This is a genomic window from Segatella asaccharophila, assembly GCF_054687055.1.
Genome location: NZ_BAACAN010000008.1, coordinates 22,650 through 39,894, shown reverse-complemented (window position 1 = coordinate 39,894; position 17,245 = coordinate 22,650). Strand labels below are relative to the sequence as shown.

Below are 17,245 nucleotides of genomic sequence, written 5' to 3'. Positions count from 1 at the left end.
AGAGGAGGATAAATGACCTTAGAAGAATTTCTGATTGAATGGAACAAGAGTTGTCCGCAACTTTTAGTTCACACCAGTGGCTCGACAGGCAAACCGAAACCGATATGGGTGTCAAAACAGAAAATGCTGAATAGTGCTCGTATCACCTGTAATTTTCTTGGCCTGCAGCCTGGGGACAGTGCCTTACTCTGCATGAATCTTGATTATATTGCCGGTAAAATGATGGTAGTGAGGAGTATTGAAAGGAATCTGAAACTCCTGGAGGTCTCTCCCTCCGGACATCCGTTGAGAACTCTCCTGGAAGGAGGTGGAACGCTCTGGGAGACACCTGCACCGTCTCGGGCAATGTCTACGGCTACGGGTGAAGAGTCCTGCATCCCGGAGAGGGGAAATTTTCCTTTTACCCGGAGAAATCAGTTGCTGCCTTCTGCTCTGCATAAGGTAGCCTATCCTCCGTCATGGAAGAAGAGTCTTCCTGCTCCAATCTTTGCGGCAATGGTTCCTTTACAGGTTTATAATTCACTGCAGATCCCTCAGGAAGCCTCACTTCTCTGCAGAGTGAAACATCTGATCATCGGGGGAGGAAGTATCGATGAGGCTCTGGAGCAGCAACTGATACATTTCCCTAATGCTGTATGGAGCACGTATGGCATGACAGAAACACTTTCACACATTGCCCTTCGTCGATTGAACGGACCGGAGGCAAGTGAATGGTATACGCCCTTTGAAAGTGTGGAGGTGAGCAGAAATGCAGATGGTTGTCTGGTTGTCGATGCACCACTGGTACATGAAGGCCCTCTGGTTACCCATGACCGGGTGGAGTTCCGTCCGATGCCCTCAGATACGAGGAATGGTCGTGTACAGTTCAAAATCCTGGGCAGGCAGGATAATGTTATTAATAGTGGGGGAATAAAGATTCAGATGGAAGAGGTTGAAAAAACTTTAAAGTCCGTCCTTCATTCCCCTTATCTGATTACGAAACGGCCTGACGAAAAATTTGGTGAAGTTGTGGTCCTTCTTACGGAGGCGTCAGACCTGTCACTCGTGAAAGTTTGTTGTGAAAAGATCCTGCCCCGTTACTGGGAGCCTCGGCTCTATCTCCATGTTGATCATATTCCGCTCACCGGAACAGGTAAGCCGGCACGGGCTGAGGCCGAAAAGATCGCCTTGCGGGAAAAGGATAGATAAATCCTCTCATGCCTCCAGCAAGACCGGATGATTCAATGCTGTTCTATCCCTCTCTGAAAAAGTCAAGGACTTCTTTGATTTCCTGTTCACTGACCGTCTGGTTGATATGAATATCTCCGATGCCGCCCAACAAGGTGACATTGATCTCATTACCACGGTTTTTCTTATCATGATGCATCAGTTGGATCAACTCCGGGTAATCATCGCAAGTGATGGGGAGGGTACCGTAATATTCGCGGATGAAATGGACGGTCTGTTGCATCTTTTCTGTAGGGAAATGTAACTTCACACAACTCAGGTAGAGTTCGCAGATCAGTCCGTAGGCTACGGCATAGCCATGGAGGATGGGTGTGCGCTTCAGACTCCATGATTCCAGGGCATGACCAAAGGTATGTCCGAAATTGAGTGCTTTACGGATACCCATCTCGTGTGGATCTTCTTTCACGATATGCTCTTTGACGGCTACAGAATCAGCCACCATAGTCTGCAGTTTCGCCAGATCAGGATGTGCCAGGTCAAACTTCAGGAGTTCGGCCCACATCTTTTCATTGGAGATCAATCCGTGTTTCAACATCTCCCCATAACCACTGCGAATATTAGTGTCGTCAAGCGTTTTCAGAAAAGAAGTATCCAGAATGACGAATTTCGGATCATTGAAGACACCGACTTCATTCTTGAGTCCATTGAAATTGATGCCGGTTTTCCCACCCACGGAAGCATCTACCATGGCCAGTAATGTAGTCGGAATATTGATGAAGTTCAGTCCCCGTTTGAAAGTAGAAGCTGCGAATCCGCCGAGATCGGTGACCATGCCCCCGCCAAGGTTGATCAGCAGGGAATGTCGGGTAGCGCCCTTTTCCCCTAATGACTTCCATACGTTTGCGAGGGTCTCCAGGTTCTTGTGGGTGTCAGAGACACCAATGGTAATAGTCTGGGCATGTCGCAGGCTGAGAAGCGGTCTGAGGAGAGGCCAGCATTTAACTTTTGTGGTCTCATCTGTCAGCACGAATATCCTGTCGTGATCACACTCAGAGATAATGGTTGCAAGTTCGATTTGAAAATGCTTTGATAATATGATTCTCTGTTCCATAACGGATTAACGTAAACATTCTAAGGGCAAATATAGATAATTTTAGCGAAAAAGCGATAAGAAAGTGATTATTTTTTGAGGTTAAGATTAAACGAGTCGAGAAAAAGAACGTCTAAAGAGAGTAATTATTAAAAAGAATAGATCAATGAGAAAGTTATTTCTCCTGTTATTTCTGATCAGCTTATCGGCCACGTCGTTTGCACAGAACCGGTTGATCTCAGGTCTGATAGAAGACCGGAGCTCCAAGGATCCCTTGGGGCAAGTGACTGTCCAACTGTTGAAAATGGATAGTACGTATGTGGGGGGTGCCCTTTCGGATGAGAAGGGACTCTTCCATCTGACTGCGCCTCAGAATGGCAAGTATCTGCTGAAGATTTCCAGTGTGGGGTACCATACCAGTATTAAAAGAATAGTCATTCAGGATGATAAGGATCTGGCTATGGGGAAAGTATCCCTGGGAGTTGATGCTATCATGTTGAAGGAGGCTACCGTCCTCGGACATGCCGCGAAAGTAGTAGTCAAGGAGGATACCTTTGTTTATAATTCCGCAGCTTATCGAACCCCTGAAGGTTCGGTGGTGGAGGAGCTTGTCAAGAAACTTCCCGGTGCCCAGGTGAGTGATGACGGGACGATCACGATCAATGGCAAGACGGTCAAGAAGATCCTCGTTGACGGAAAGGAATTCATGACGGGGGATACGAAAACGGCCTTGAAGAATCTTCCTACTTCTATCGTTGATAAGATCAAGGCATACGATGAGAAGAGTGATTTAGCAAAGGTTACGGGTATTGATGATGGAAATGAGCAGACGGTGCTGGATTTCGGATTGAAGAAGGGGATGCATCAGGGAATGTTCTCCAATATAGATCTTTCATACGGTACTCATGACCGCTATGCCGGGAGGATCATGGGAGCTTACTTCAATTCAAAGAGCAGGTTCATGCTATTTTCCAATGCCAACAACGTGAATGATATGGGCTTTCCCGGTGGAGGCCGTGGCTTCTTTGGCGGCGGACAGCAGGGACTGAATACGACGAAGATGATTGGTGGCAATTATAATTATGAGATCAAGAATAAGATAGCTATTGATGCCAGTGTGCGCTGGAACCATTCTGATGGGGATGTCAATACAAAGACTTCGAGCGAAAACTTCGTCAGCAAGACCGGGGCTTTCTCAAATTCTCTCAGTCAGAGTTACACCCGTTCAAACAGTTGGGATGGTCGGGCAAGGCTGGAATGGAATCCTGATACGATGACGGATATTATGTTCCGTCCTTCTTTTACTTATTCTACCAATGACAGTCGTTCTTCATCCATGTCTGCCTCCTATAATAAGGATCCTTACCTGTATGTTTCGGATCCCCTTTCTGAGGAGTCTATCAAAAAGCTGGCACAGGATAGTCTGATGGTGAACACACAGGACAATAATGGTATTTCCTATAGTGATTCCAAGAATCTGTCAGGAATGTTACAGTATAACCGGAAGCTGAACAATAAGGGTCGAAATTTCACTCTGCGGGCAGACGGGAGTATAGGAGAGAGCAGTTCCACGAGCCTGACGACTAATGCCGTGCATCTTTATCTGATGAAGACAGCTTTAGGATTAGATTCTACCTATCAGACCAACCGGTATAATCTTATGCCGACAAAGAATCGCAGTTACAGTCTGCAAGGTACTTACAGTGAGCCGATTGCCAAAGCGACCTACTTGCAGTTCAGTTATCAGTTTACCTATAACTATTCGCGCAGTGACCGTTCCACCTATGATTTCAGTCATCTGGGAGAGAACTTCTTTTCCAGCGTAGAGCCCGTTTATCGTGGCTGGGACCGTTATCTGGATCTCTTGCCGAATGCCTTGGACACTTACCTGGATAATAATCTGAGCCGTTATTCCGTATATCAGAACTATATCCATAATTTTCAGTTGATGTTGAGGCTTATCCGCAGCAAGTATCAGTTGAATGCAGGTGTGATGCTGCAACCGCAGAACACAAAATATAAGCAGAACTATATGGGTGTGAGTGTAGATATGACACGTACGGTGACTAATTTCTCCCCTACGCTCGATTTCCGCTATAAGTTTTCTCCGATCAGCTACTTACGGGTTAACTACAGAGGGACCTCCACACAGCCTTCCATGTCACAACTCCTTGACATCACGGATGACAGTGATCCGTTAAATATATCGAAGGGTAATCCCGGTCTGAAGCCATCTTTTACGAATACGCTCCGGCTGTTCTATAATAACTATATGCAGAAGCACCAGAGAGCATTGATGACTTATGTGAATTATTCGACGACGAGCAACAGCATCAGTAATAAGGTCACCTATGACGAGACAACAGGCGGCCGAACGACCACTCCGGAGAATATCAATGGTAATTGGAATGCTATGGGAGCTTTTATGTTTAACACAGCTATTGACACAACAGGATATTTCAGTGTGAATACCTTTACAAATCTCAACTATAATCATTATGTGAGTTATTTGAGTCTGGATAAAAACAGTGATTCTCAAAAGAACACTACACGTACGTTTACCATTGGAGAACGGTTGGGAGGAGATTTCCGTAACAGTTGGCTGGAGATCGGCCCAGACGGTACTGTCAACTATACACATGCCCGTAATGAACTCCAGAAGCAGAGCAATATGGATACCTGGCAGTTTGCTTATGGAATGTCAGCTAATATAACCCTGCCCTGGGGAATGACAATAGCTTCGGATATTCACGAGAACAGCCGCAGGGGCTATAGTAATGCTTCTATGAATACGAATGAACTGATATGGAATGCCCAGATCGGTCAAGGATTCCTGACGGGCAAGCCCTTGACGGTAACCTTGCAGTTCTATGACATCTTGCATAATGAGAGCAACCTCAGCAGGACCATCAGTGCCATAATGAGGAGTGATACTCAGTATAACAGCATCAATAGTTATGCCATGCTCCATGTCATTTATCGCCTGAATGTTTTTGGAAACAAGGAATCACGGCAGCAGATGCACAAAATGGGAGAACATCCCGATTTCCATGATTCTCGTTTTAAGGGAACACCACCTCCTGACGAGGGGGGACATCACCATGAACAGGGTGGTGGATTCGGAAGGCCAATGGACTAAGAATTTAACTGAAAAGGGCTGTCTTGATGAATTTAATATGATCAAGACAGCCCTTTTCAGTCTTCGGAAGAAATTATGAGAGTTTGCTGATGACCTTTTCTATGACCTCCGGGAAATATTTCATTTCAAGGATATGTTCTTTTGCAGCAATGTCATCAGGAGTATCCTCGGGTTTTAATGGTGTTGTATATTGAGCGATGATCTGACCACTGTCATATTTCTCATTCACCCAGTGGACGGTCATCCCTGTTTCAGTTTCTCCTGCTGCCTTGACGGCTTCGTGGACATGATGCCCCCACATTCCCTTGCCCCCAAATTTAGGCAGTAGAGCAGGGTGGAGATTAATGATTTCATGAGGATAGGCCTGGATCAGGAAAGCAGGTACCAGCAGCAGAAAACCTGCCAATACGATAAAGTTGATATGGTACCTTTCCAGAATGGGGAGGAGGACGTTTTCTTGCATGAACTGTACCTTCGGCACCACAGTGACTGGCACGCCGGCTTCCTTTGCGCGGGTCAGGGCGTATGAGTCTGTCCGGTCAGACAATACAAGAGAAATGTCGGCTTTCTGAGAATGAGCAAAATAATGAATAATATTTTCACAATTTGTTCCGTTTCCCGAAACGAAGATGGCAATATGAGTCATGATATTTTTCCTGATTTAATCCATTAAAATTATTATTTCCCTAGGTATGAGCAATCCCCTAGAAGTGATTATGTTTCTTTTTCTCATAATCATTTTCTTCATCCTCGCTGGGTTCATCATCAAAGCCGAATAAGGCCGGTTCTATGAAAGAATCCATGTTCCGACGGTCTTTCTTCGTTGGTCTCCCTGTTCCACGGGCACGGTTGACAAATCCGCTGAGGTGACTCATTTCCAGCAATTCATATTGTTTTGGATCCGTGACATTCTTATATACACCTGGAAGGAGTTTGGCTCCAACCCGTTGCTCGATGCAATCCAGCACCTGAAAGGAATAGGTAACCGGAGGTTTCTTTACGGCGACGATTTCACCCTTTTTGATCAGATGAGAGGGTTTGACCGGTATTCCCTGTATGGTAACCCGTCCGTTCTTACAATTCTCGGCTGCGAGAGAACGGGTCTTGAAGATTCGTGCAGCCCAAAGCCACTTGTCAATTCTTGCTGTTTCTGCCATGTTCTCTTCCTAAACGATTGTAAGTGTTCATCGTCTCGTCCAGTCCCTGCAGAATAAAACTCTTGATGATTTCTACGGCTGTATGGATACTTGGTTCTAATACTTTCAAGTCCTTCTCGCTATAATGCCCCAGTACCCAGTCAATCTGTCCACCCCGTGGAAAATCATTTCCCACACCCATACGCAGACGGGCATAGTCTTGTCCGATGAGTTGCTGGATATTTCCCAGGCCATTGTGTCCTCCATTGCTGCCGTTGCCCTTCAGTCTGAATTCTCCCAGTGGAAGATTCAGGTCATCGCAGATGACAAGAAATCTTTTCTGGTCAATCTTCTCTTTGTTCAGCCAGTAGCGCACAGCGTTACCGCTGAGGTTCATAAAGGTAGTGGGTTTAAGCAGGAAAACTTTCTTCCCTTTAAGGGAGGTTTCTGAGACGAAACCATAACGCTTATCCTCAAAACAAATATTGGACGCTTTTGCAAAAGCGTCCAATACCATAAATCCTGTATTGTGCCGGGTCCCGTTATATTCATCTCCTGGATTGCCCAAGCCACAAATCAAGTATTTGTCCATGATCAATAATTAACCCTACGGTGCAATGACCGGCGGAATAGAAGTGAAGGGTGTTGCTGAGTTATCTTTTGCAGCACACCTGCTATTCTTATTTCTTTGCAGGCTCTTTAGCCTTTGCATCTTTCGTATCTGCTGCTGCTTCAGTACTTGCAGCTGTCTCTGCCGGAGCAGCCTCTTCACCTGCAGCCGTTGCAGCGGTCTCATCCGTTACGGCCTGACGGGTCATCTTCACGGAGCAAACAACTACGCTTTTGCCGGTAGCAAGTTCGATATTGTCATAATGGAGTTGACCGACCTTGATACTCTTGCCCAACTCCAGTTTAGTTACATCCACAATGAGACGTTCCGGAATATTCTGATAGGGAGCCGTAACATTGATTTTACGGATTGACAAGTTCATGCGGCCACCATCACGGACACCCGGAGCAAGACCTTTGAGTTCAACAGGAATGCCGATAGTGATCGGTTTCTGGTCATTTACTTCGAGGAAATCTACATGAAGCAATGCATCTGATACCGGTTGGAACTGGAGTTCTTTCAGAATAGCCGTATGTTTTTGCCCATCAATGGTGATGTTGATAACGTAAATATGCGGTGTGTAAACGATCTTCCTCAATTCACTCATTGGAGAAGCGAAAGCCATTGCAACCGGCTGGCCGTTTTCTTTAGCTTCACCATAGATATTGCATGGCACCAATCCTTGTTTGCGGAGTTCTTTAGAAGCTTTCTTCCCAAGGTCTGTACGCTTCTGACCTGAAATCGTAATCTCTTTCATTTAAGTGTTACTCTAAATTAATATTGGAATTTAATTCGCCATCACACTGAGAGATAATGGAGGTGGCCTGACAGGTCATATCCATCTCTTCTCAATCTTGAAAAGCGGTGCAAAGGTACTAATTTTCTATGAGTTATGCAACTTTTCCTTAAATTTTCTTGAATTTCTTACTGTTCTCTTGCATATTACGTTGGAATTTCCTACTTTTGCACTGTTAGCTTGAGTGCTGAAACAAAGAATCAAATTTAGACGAGATGATTAACAGAGAGTTAATACGTATCAAGATAGTTCAGTTAACCTACGCATACTATCAAAACGGAGACCGGAATATTGATAATGCCGAGAAAGAATTACTTTTTAGTCTTTCTAAGGCGTATGATTTATATAATGACCTGCTGGCCCTTATTGTAGCCGTGACCAAGGAGGCACGCAGTCAAGAAGAAATACTTGCTGCCCGTGCTGCCCGTGAAGGAAAGGAACCTCCATCACAAAAATTCGCATATAACAAGTTTGCTGTCCAACTGGAAGAGAACAAGATGCTTTCAGAATTCGTGGCTAACCAGAAGACGACATGGGAGGATGATCTGGAGTTTGTACGGAAATTACTTTCTCAGATGCAGCAGAGCGATCTGTATAAAGACTATCTTGCTGGCCCGGATGAGAGTTATGAGGCAGAACGGGAATTCTGGCGTAAACTCTATAAGCAGAACATTCAGGAGAATTCGGATCTGGATGCCCTTCTGGAAGATAAAAGCCTTTATTGGAATGATGATAAAGAGATTGTAGATACATTTGTCCTCAAGACCATCAAGCGTTTTGACCCGGAAAAGGGTTCCAAGCAGGAACTGCTTCCGGAGTATAAGGATGAAGAAGATCGTGATTTTGCGAGAAAGTTGTTTAGAGCTACTATTCTCAATGCCGATAATTATCAGCATTATATGAGCGAGGCGAGTCGTAACTGGGATTTTTCCCGTCTGGCTTATATGGATGTGGTTATCATGCAGATTGCCATAGCTGAGATGCTGACCTTCCAGAATATTCCGATAAGTGTAACAATTAATGAGTATGTCAATCTTGCCAAATTGTACAGTACTTATCAGAGTGGGCGATATGTCAATGGTATGTTGGATGCCATTGCCCGTCATTTAAATGAAACGGGGAAGATGGCAAAGCCGATGAGCGAACCTCGTCCTCGTGTGTATCCTGAAGAGAAAAAGCGGACGCCCAGGGGAACTTCGGGGCGCCGCCTGCGGATACAGGATGAAGAGAACCAGTTGCTTAATTTTAAGCATCAGGAAACTGAGCCGTCTGCTCCCCGAGAAGAGGGCGTGGAAAAGCCTGATGCGCCGGTAGACAAGGAGGAGGATGAATCTGCTCAGACTCCTTCTGCTGATCATGCAGTGGAAAAAACAGACAATCAAGTTGAACCGGAAGGTGAAAAGTGATTGTTAAGTTGGAAAGGAAGAAGATCGTTCTTCCATGAGAAAAGGAATCAATCAAAAATTATTTATTTAAATTAGAAAACAAGGATTATGACATCATTAGTATTAGCTCAGCAGGGTGCTGCAGGAGGAGGAATGGGCTTCCTGATCATGATGATTGCGATCTTCGTGATCATGTGGTTGTTTATGATTCGCCCTCAGCAGAAGAAGCAGAAGGAAATTCGCAAATTTCAGAATGCTCTTTCAGAAGGATCTGAAGTTGTGACCGGAGGGGGTATTTATGGAAAGGTGAAGCATATCGATGCAGCCCGTAACACCATTGACCTCGAAATTGCACATGGCGTAGTGATTACAGTAGACAAGAATTATGTATTTGCTAACCCGGCTTCTGCTTCGCAGAACCAGGCCAAGTAAAGAATGCGTAGCGCATCGCACATATTTCAGTGGGTCAGGGACTTCTTGCTGAGTTTGCCTAAGCGCATCATCAGTAAGGAGTTTCTGATTTTTTTATTCTTTTTAGCCTTGAGCGCAACTTTTTGGCTGCTCATGTCGCTGAATGGAACCTATGAGGAAGAGTATCCTGTTGAACTCCGTCTTACGGGTGTACCTCGTAATGCAGTGATTACCGGTCCTCTGCAAGACACCGTTTATGTCACTATCAGGGACAAAGGCTTCCAGTTGCTGGCTTATTCCACAACGAAGAAGATACAGCCTGTATCAGTTTCCTTTTCGGACTATGCTGAAAAGGATATGGGACATGGCAGTGTACCTTCCGGTGACGTTAAGGCTGCAATTTACGTCCAACTTTTCAAATCGTCGAGAATAACCCAGTTGAAACCGGGAACATTAGATTTCTATTTTAATTTTGGGCTTTCTAAAGTGGTACCTGTTCGGATGTCTGGCAGAGTAGTTCCTGGTGAGAGCTATTATCTTTCGAAGGTGGAATTCTGGCCGGAGAAGGTAACCATCTATGCAAACCGTCATTTGCTGGATCGGGTCAATTCCGTGAGCACGGAGAATTTGTATATAACCAATTTTACGGATACGGTCTATCGTATGGTGTCCTTGAAAAGTATCAGAGGGGTCAAGATTGTGCCCGACAGGGTGCGGATTGCCTTGTTCCCCGATATTTTGACTGAGGAGAGCATGGATGTGCCGATTACGGCCGTCAACATGCCTGCCGGAAAGATGCTTCGCACTTTTCCGGGTAAGGTGAAGGTAAGGTTTATTATCGGGGCGAGCATGTTCCGTACAATTCATCCGAACCAGTTTTCTGTGGTTGCTGATTATAAGGAGATTGTTGCTGACTCAGCAAAGAACTGCAAATTGCATCTGAAGATGTTCCCTCATGGAATCATGAAACCTCATCTGGACATGAATCAGGTGGATTATCTGATTGAAGAAAACGAGTAAGATCTGATCGGGGAAGGAACAACATCATGAAGATTGCGATAACGGGAGGAATCGGGAGTGGCAAGTCTTATATCTGCCGGATGCTTGCTGGCAGAGGGATTCAGGTGTATGATTGTGATGCCGCCGCCAAGCGCTTAATGGCTGGCGATAAGGCTTTGCAAGACGCTATCAGTTTGCTGACGGGTCAGAAGGTGTACGAGGATGGGGTCTTGCAGAAAAAAGTGCTTGCCCGGTACCTTTTGAACAATGAGGGGCACAGACAAGCATTGAACGATGTCATTCATCCAGTGGTGGCCTCCGATTTTGTCAGGAGCGGTAAAGACTGGCTGGAAAGTGCTATTTTCTTTGACAGTGGCTTTAACCGCCGCGTGAATATGGATGTTGTCGTTTGTGTTTCTGCTCCTATGGAAGTGCGTATTCAACGGGTAATGTCTCGTGACGGCATCAGCAGGGGAAAAGCCCTGCAATGGATCAGGAGTCAACTGCCACAGGAAGAGGTAGAAAAGCGCAGTGATCTGGTCATTATCAATGATGGAAAAGTGGATCTGAAGGGGGAGGTAGAACGCCTGTTTCAGACCTTAGCACAATGGCCGATAAGATAAAAAAGAGTACCTGTTGGAATGAGAATCATCAATTATAAAATAATTTTTAATAAATAAGAACAATGGAAACTATACTTTCGATTGCCGGAAGACCAGGATTATACAAACTGGTATCACGTGGAAAGAGTAATTTAATCGTTGAAACGCTTGACGACACACATCACCGTTTACCGGCTTTTGCTACTGACCGCGTGACTAGTCTTGGCGATATAGCAATGTATACGGATGCTGAGGATGTGCCTTTATGGCAGGTCCTGGAGAATATCGGAAAACAAGAGAACCTGCAGGCGTTGTCTTTCAATTACCGTAAGGTAAGTGCTGCGGATCGGCGTGAATATTTCTCTAAAGTCTTGCCTAACTGGGATCAGAGCCGTGTACATGACAGTGACATCAAAAAACTCCTTCAATGGTATGATATACTTGTAAAGATCGGTATTACCGATTTTAAGAAAGTCCTGGCTCCAACCCAGGGTACCAATGTTGCAGACCGTGATAAAGAGACGGAAGGGCAAGTAGAAAAAAAATAAAGAAAGATACTTTTGGATCTCCGGCAAAGTCGGCAGAGGGACGGTGATATGGAAAGAACGGGCGACTCACACATTCAGAAGTGAGCCGCCCGTTCGATATTTATTTGACCGTGCTGAAGACCTGCGCCCAGAGGACATATCATGTGAGCCCGGTTGCTATTCTTTATAAATTTCCTTCAATTTGCTGCCGAGGTTTTCACCGCGCAGATCACTGGCAATGATTTTTCCTTTTGGATTCAGCAGAATATTTGAAGGAATGGAATTGATCCCATAAGCCAGGGATGCAGCGTTCTTCCAGCCTTTCAGATCACTCATCTGTGGCCAGGTCATGCCTAATCTTTCTACTGCAGATTTCCATGCTCCAGCGTTGGAGTCGAAGGATACACCCACGATCTGAAAGCCTTTGGCATGATACTTCTTATAGTTGTTGACGACATTTGGCATCTCAGCACGACAGGGACCGCACCATGATGCCCAGAAGTCTACCAGCACATATTTGCCCTTCCCGGCCCATTGGGATAGTTTTACCGTCTTGCCATGCAGGTCCTGCATGGTCAGGTCGGTATAGCTCACACCCGGCTGGCGTTTGGCGAGAGAAGTTAACTGATCTTTTATCCTTTCCATCATGGGGGAGTTGTAGTATCCGGTAGACGGGGCACATAATTCCTTGAGTTGGGGATAAGAATACCCATAGATGTCACTGGCTCTCAGAATATAGGCTGGGGTCACATCATCCTTATGCTTCGCGGTATAGTCGAGTACAATGTTCTGAATATCCTGGTCCAACTGGTCAAGTTGTCCGATGATAGTTTTCAGTTTTGTCTGTCCTTCGGCCGTATTGTCCTTACGGGCATCCTGATATTCCGTGAAGAGTTCGTGTTCTTTAGCATTATAGCTTTCGAGTTTTTTCTGAATCTCAGCAAACTGCAAATTAAGTGGAGATCCCGAAAGATGGAAAGCACTTTCGATATTCACGGGTGTACGGTCATTCACCACGGCGGTCGCTTCTCCATTCTTGAAAGCAACAGTGATAAATGTGTTCAGGGGCTTGTTTCCACTCACTTGATATTTACCGTCTTTTACAGGATAAATATCCGGTTTACCTGTTCCGTTGAATAAAACGTAAACGGAATCACTGCCTTGAGGGGCATCACCAGTGATGACATAGTCTACATTCTGGGCACCTGCACTTGCAGTGAACAAAGCAAACAGGCACATTGATAAAATTTTCTTTCTCATTATAATGTAAGTTAAAAAGACCTTTTAGGCAAAGGCCAACAGATTTTTGTAATTATTCCTTGCAAATATAAGGAATAATTCTGAATCTTACGTAATTGTCGGAAAAAATCAGTAACTTTGCCTTCCGATTTGTGATCAGGATGTTTCCATCTGTCCTGTTGGAGGAGTGGATCCATCATTCTAAGAGTGCTTGTAAAACCTCGTTAAAAACAAGAAAATGAAGAATAAAAGCCAGGTCTCTCCTCAGGGACCGGAGAAGGTGACGGTGATGTTTATGCTTTTCAGCATTGTCTTTTGTGTCTGTTTGATTACAGCAAACATTCTGGAAACAAAGCAAATAGTCTTGAATATTGGTCCGTGGAGCCTGAGTTTGACCGGTGGGTTGCTGGTCTTTCCAATCAGTTATATTATTAATGACTGTACTTGCGAAGTATGGGGGTACCGTAAAGCCCGTCTGATGATCTGGATAGGTTTTGCCATGGATTTCTTTTTTGTGGCCTTCGGAGCAATCTGTGATGCTATTCCTGGTGCTCCTTATTGGACGAATGATGCCGGTTTCCATGCTATTTTCGGCCTGGCGCCCCGTATTACAGCCGCTTCTTTCCTGGCTTTTATCGTAGGGAGTTTTGCGAATGCGTATGTCATGAGCAAAATGAAGATCCATGATCAAGGAAAGCGTTTCTCGGCCCGTGCGGTTTTAAGTACAGTTGCGGGAGAAAGTCTTGACTCTCTCATTTTCTTCCCGCTTGCCCTTGGGGGCGTGATCCCTGCGAAAGTGCTTCCACAGGTAATGATCTTGCAGGTTTTTCTGAAGACGATGTATGAAGTGGTTTGCCTTCCGGTCACGATCCGTGTGGTCAAAGCTTTGAAAAAACATGAGCGGATGGATACATACGATGATGGGATCAATTATAGTGTCTGGAAAATCTGGCAGGTGTGAGAGGTTTGATATAATATAAAAGACAGATCAGATTTTGGGGAGGAAAAACCGAATAAGGGCCGGCGTGAAAATTCTTGAAGAGAAAAAAGTGTAAGCCTTAAAAATAAATAAAGACAGATCATGGAGAAAACTAATCATCAGGTTACTGCCAATGCTGATGGCAGCAGAAAGTCGGAAGGGCTGAAAGCCCTAGGCTCAAAGACCAGGTATAAAATGGACTATGCTCCGGAAGTACTGGAAACCTTTATGAACAAGCATCCTGATAATGATTATTGGGTTCAGTTCAATTGTCCGGAATTCACTTCCTTATGTCCGATTACGGGACAGCCCGACTTTGCTGAAATTCGTATTTCCTATGTTCCGGACCAGCGGATGGTGGAGAGTAAAAGTCTGAAACTCTACTTGTTCAGTTTTCGTAACCATGGGGCTTTTCATGAGGATTGTGTGAATATTATCATGAAAGATCTCATCCAGTTGATGGATCCGAAATATATTGAGGTGACAGGATATTTCCTGCCCCGTGGGGGTATCAGCATCTATCCTTATGCCAATTATGGGCGCAAAGGTACGAAGTTTGAAAAGATGGCAGAATATCGTTTCATGAATCATAATCTGACGAAAGAATCTTCGTTGAAATGATTCTGTTGCCATTTTATGCACATCATCCTTCATTTGTGCATAAACACATGATATTTTTAAAAAAAAGCTGGTATTCATCTGATATTTGGATTTTTTTACCTAATTTTGCTGCGATTTTGCGGGAGGAAAGTTCGCAATATTATTAAGATTTCAGGTATTTTGAATCGTTGAAATATGGCAAAGAAAATTCAATTCAGTCTCGTCTATCGAGATATGTGGCAAAGCTCAGGGAAGTTTCAGCCACGCAAGGACCAGTTGGAGCGTATCGCCCCTGTCTTCGTTGACATGGGTTGTTTTGCTCGTGTAGAAACTAACGGTGGAGCTTTTGAACAGGTTAATCTTCTTGCGGGAGATGATCCAAATCCTTCTGTACGTGCTTTCTGCAAGCCTCTCAATGAGGCGGGGATTAAAACTCACATGCTTGACCGTGGCCTTAATGCCCTCCGTATGTATCCTGTGCCAGATGATGTGCGCAAGATGATGTACAAGGTCAAGAAGGCGCAAGGGGTGGATATTACCCGTATTTTCGATGGCCTGAATGATATTCGCAATATTGCTCCCGCCATTAAGTGGGCAAAGGAAGCCGGAATGACGGCCCAGGGTACGCTGTGTATCACTACTTCGCCGGTTCATACATTAGAATATTACAGCAAGATTGCCGATGAAGAGATCGCTGCAGGTGCTCAGGAAATCTGTCTGAAAGATATGGCCGGAATCGGACAGCCTTGTTTTCTAGGGCAGTTGACTAAAATTATCAAGACGAAGCATCCGGACATTCTCATAGAGTACCACGGACATTCAGGTCCGGGACTGAGTATGGCTTCCATTGTAGAGGTGTGCAAGAACGGTGCAGATATTATTGATACGGCCATTGAGCCACTTTCCTGGGGAAAGGTTCATCCAGACGTTATCTCTGTGCAGAGCATGTTGAAGCATTACGGCTTTGATGTTCCTGATATTAATATGAAAGCCTATATGAAAGCCCGTGCCCTTACACAGGAATTTATTGATGACTGGCTGGGATATTTCATCAATCCGCAGAACAAGTTGATGTCATCCCTTTTGCTGGGTTGTGGCCTGCCAGGCGGAATGATGGGAAGTATGATGGCTGATCTTGGGGGCATGCGCCAGACCATCAACCATTTGAGAGTCAAGAAAGGAGAGCCGGAATATACCGTAGATGACTTGATGGTGAAACTCTTTGATGAGGTGGCTTATGTATGGCCGCGTGTCGGCTATCCACCATTGGTAACTCCTTTCAGTCAGTATACCAAGAATATTGCACTGATGAATCTTCTGACCATGGAGCAGGGCAAGGGCCGTTTTGTGATGATGGATGATAATATGTGGGGTATGATTCTCGGCAAGAGCGGTCGTGTCCCGGGTAAGATTGCTCCCGAACTGGTAGAGTTAGCCAAAAAGCAGGGCCGCCAGTTTACGGATGTTGATCCTCATACGCTGCTGAAAGATACCCTTCCGGACTTCCGTAAGGAAATGGATAAAAACGGCTGGGACTATGGCCAGGATGATGAGGAGCTCTTTGAACTTGCCATGCATCCTGAGCAGTATCGCAACTATAAGAGTGGCCAGGCCAAGAAAAATTTCCTGGCCGACTTGCAGAAGGCAAAGGATGCCCGCATGGGTGCCAAGGTGAGTGTAGAGGAGGCCGTGGCTTTCAAGCATGCTAAAGCTGATCCCGTTGTTGCTCCTGTCCGCGGTCAGGTGTTCTGGGAGTTCCAGGGAGATAGTGAAGCTGCCCCGGCAGTTGAACCTTATATCGGCAAGGAATATGAGAAGGGAGATGTGTTCTGTTATCTCCAGACCCCGTGGGGGGAATTTCAGATGATCCCTGCAGATTTAGGGGGCCAGCTCGTGGAAATTAGTGCCCATCAGGGATCTAAGGTCCGTAAGGGTGAGGTGTTGGGCTATATCCAGCGTCCAGAAGCCTGAATCTTGTTTTGACAGGAATTATTTTGAATTATCAGAGGATTATCGATAAATATTATCCGGAGGATAATGAACTCCGTTATATTCTCATCACGCACAGCACGCTGGTCATGAAGCGTGCTGTGCGCATTTGTGATAGTCACCCCGAACTGGGGCTCGACCGCCAGTTCCTGATCGAGGCCGGTATGCTTCATGATATAGGCATCTGCAGATGTCATGCACCTGCCATCTGTTGCTTCGGTACGGAACCGTATATCTGCCATGGTTATATTGGTGCACAGATGTTACGTAAGGATGGTTTCCCCCGTCATGCACGGGTCTGTGAGCGGCATACCGGTACCGGATTGACCAAAGAAGAGATTATCCGGCAGAATCTGCCATTACCCCATCGGGATTTCCTTCCTGAGACGCTTGAAGAGCAAGTGATCTGCTATGCAGATAAGTTCTACTCGAAAACACATCCGGAACGGGAAAAGACCAGGGAACAGGCGGAGCATAGTCTGGTGAAATTTGGTGAAAAAGGGCTGGAGCGTTTTCGCTCGTGGGAAAAGCAGTTTGAGTAGGTGCCCGTGGATCTTCCTGTTTGGGAAGTAAGTT

General features: G+C 45.4%; 17 protein-coding genes. 11 read left to right on the top strand and 6 right to left on the bottom strand.

Going from position 1 to position 17,245, the window contains the following annotated elements; genetic code table 11:
* The first annotated feature begins 12 nt into the window (after positions 1 to 12).
* Positions 13 to 1,188: an acyl-CoA synthetase family protein gene (locus ACYRYG_RS06590; protein ID WP_460197852.1), complete on the top strand. Its 1,176-nt coding sequence runs from the start codon at positions 13 to 15 to the stop codon at positions 1,186 to 1,188.
* 43 nt (positions 1,189 to 1,231) lie between these two features.
* On the opposite strand, the gene aroB is transcribed toward ACYRYG_RS06590, so the two are convergent.
* Positions 1,232 to 2,278 carry a 3-dehydroquinate synthase gene (aroB, locus tag ACYRYG_RS06585; protein WP_293419721.1) on the bottom strand — a complete coding sequence of 349 codons (1,047 nt, stop codon included), beginning with the start codon at positions 2,276 to 2,278 and terminating at the stop codon, positions 1,232 to 1,234.
* A gap of 145 nt (positions 2,279 to 2,423) precedes the next feature.
* Here aroB and ACYRYG_RS06580 point away from each other — a divergent pair, with 145 nt between their 5' ends.
* Positions 2,424 to 5,396, top strand: a complete 2,973-nt coding sequence (locus ACYRYG_RS06580) for an outer membrane beta-barrel protein (protein WP_460197851.1) — start codon at positions 2,424 to 2,426, stop codon at positions 5,394 to 5,396.
* Positions 5,397 to 5,469: 73 nt separating this feature from the next.
* On the opposite strand, the gene purN is transcribed toward ACYRYG_RS06580, so the two are convergent.
* From purN to ACYRYG_RS06560, 4 genes are all read right to left on the bottom strand, one after another.
* On the bottom strand, positions 5,470 to 6,042 hold the full coding sequence (gene purN / locus ACYRYG_RS06575; protein WP_293419715.1) for a phosphoribosylglycinamide formyltransferase: 573 nt from the start codon (positions 6,040 to 6,042) through the stop codon (positions 5,470 to 5,472).
* Between the two features lie 58 nt (positions 6,043 to 6,100).
* Entirely contained in the window at positions 6,101 to 6,553 is a 453-nt protein-coding gene (locus tag ACYRYG_RS06570) for an RNA-binding S4 domain-containing protein (protein WP_293419712.1), read from the bottom strand.
* Entirely contained in the window at positions 6,531 to 7,124 is a 594-nt protein-coding gene (gene pth / locus ACYRYG_RS06565) for an aminoacyl-tRNA hydrolase (RefSeq protein ID WP_293419709.1), read from the bottom strand. The genes ACYRYG_RS06570 and pth overlap by 23 nt, the downstream gene beginning before the upstream one ends.
* 88 nt (positions 7,125 to 7,212) lie before the next feature.
* The gene (locus tag ACYRYG_RS06560; protein ID WP_293419706.1) at positions 7,213 to 7,899 is read right to left on the bottom strand and encodes a 50S ribosomal protein L25/general stress protein Ctc; all 687 of its coding nucleotides are present in this window, start codon (positions 7,897 to 7,899) and stop codon (positions 7,213 to 7,215) included.
* Positions 7,900 to 8,153: 254 nt separating this feature from the next.
* On the opposite strand from ACYRYG_RS06560, the gene nusB reads away from it, so the two are divergent.
* The 5 genes from nusB (at position 8,154) to ACYRYG_RS06535 (ending at position 11,883) form a co-directional block, all read left to right on the top strand.
* Positions 8,154 to 9,344 (top strand): transcription antitermination factor NusB, encoded by a 1,191-nt coding sequence (nusB, locus tag ACYRYG_RS06555; protein ID WP_293419703.1) that lies wholly within the window; start codon positions 8,154 to 8,156, stop codon positions 9,342 to 9,344.
* An 87-nt stretch (positions 9,345 to 9,431) separates the two neighbouring features.
* Positions 9,432 to 9,755 (top strand): preprotein translocase subunit YajC, encoded by a 324-nt coding sequence (gene yajC, locus ACYRYG_RS06550; protein ID WP_293419700.1) that lies wholly within the window; start codon positions 9,432 to 9,434, stop codon positions 9,753 to 9,755.
* Positions 9,756 to 9,863: 108 nt separating this feature from the next.
* Entirely contained in the window at positions 9,864 to 10,754 is an 891-nt protein-coding gene (locus ACYRYG_RS06545; RefSeq protein ID WP_460197850.1) for a CdaR family protein, read from the top strand.
* Between the two features lie 26 nt (positions 10,755 to 10,780).
* Positions 10,781 to 11,356, top strand: a complete 576-nt coding sequence (gene coaE / locus ACYRYG_RS06540; protein WP_293419694.1) for a dephospho-CoA kinase — start codon at positions 10,781 to 10,783, stop codon at positions 11,354 to 11,356.
* A gap of 62 nt (positions 11,357 to 11,418) precedes the next feature.
* Entirely contained in the window at positions 11,419 to 11,883 is a 465-nt protein-coding gene (locus ACYRYG_RS06535) for a DUF5606 family protein (RefSeq protein WP_293417965.1), read from the top strand.
* Positions 11,884 to 12,039: 156 nt separating this feature from the next.
* Here the strand turns inward: ACYRYG_RS06535 and ACYRYG_RS06530 are convergent, their stop codons facing one another.
* Entirely contained in the window at positions 12,040 to 13,122 is a 1,083-nt protein-coding gene (locus tag ACYRYG_RS06530) for a TlpA disulfide reductase family protein (RefSeq protein ID WP_293417961.1), read from the bottom strand.
* Positions 13,123 to 13,339: 217 nt separating this feature from the next.
* Here ACYRYG_RS06530 and ACYRYG_RS06525 point away from each other — a divergent pair, with 217 nt between their 5' ends.
* The 4 genes from ACYRYG_RS06525 to ACYRYG_RS06510 all read left to right on the top strand — a co-directional run bounded on the left by ACYRYG_RS06525 (position 13,340) and on the right by ACYRYG_RS06510 (position 17,211).
* Positions 13,340 to 14,062 (top strand): queuosine precursor transporter, encoded by a 723-nt coding sequence (locus ACYRYG_RS06525; protein ID WP_293417959.1) that lies wholly within the window; start codon positions 13,340 to 13,342, stop codon positions 14,060 to 14,062.
* Between the two features lie 120 nt (positions 14,063 to 14,182).
* Positions 14,183 to 14,701 carry a preQ(1) synthase gene (queF, locus tag ACYRYG_RS06520; RefSeq protein WP_293417957.1) on the top strand — a complete coding sequence of 173 codons (519 nt, stop codon included), beginning with the start codon at positions 14,183 to 14,185 and terminating at the stop codon, positions 14,699 to 14,701.
* A gap of 174 nt (positions 14,702 to 14,875) precedes the next feature.
* The gene (locus ACYRYG_RS06515; protein ID WP_293417955.1) at positions 14,876 to 16,651 is read left to right on the top strand and encodes an oxaloacetate decarboxylase; all 1,776 of its coding nucleotides are present in this window, start codon (positions 14,876 to 14,878) and stop codon (positions 16,649 to 16,651) included.
* Positions 16,652 to 16,674: 23 nt separating this feature from the next.
* Positions 16,675 to 17,211 carry an HD domain-containing protein gene (locus ACYRYG_RS06510; RefSeq protein WP_293417953.1) on the top strand — a complete coding sequence of 179 codons (537 nt, stop codon included), beginning with the start codon at positions 16,675 to 16,677 and terminating at the stop codon, positions 17,209 to 17,211.
* The last annotated feature ends 34 nt before the right edge of the window (positions 17,212 to 17,245 follow it).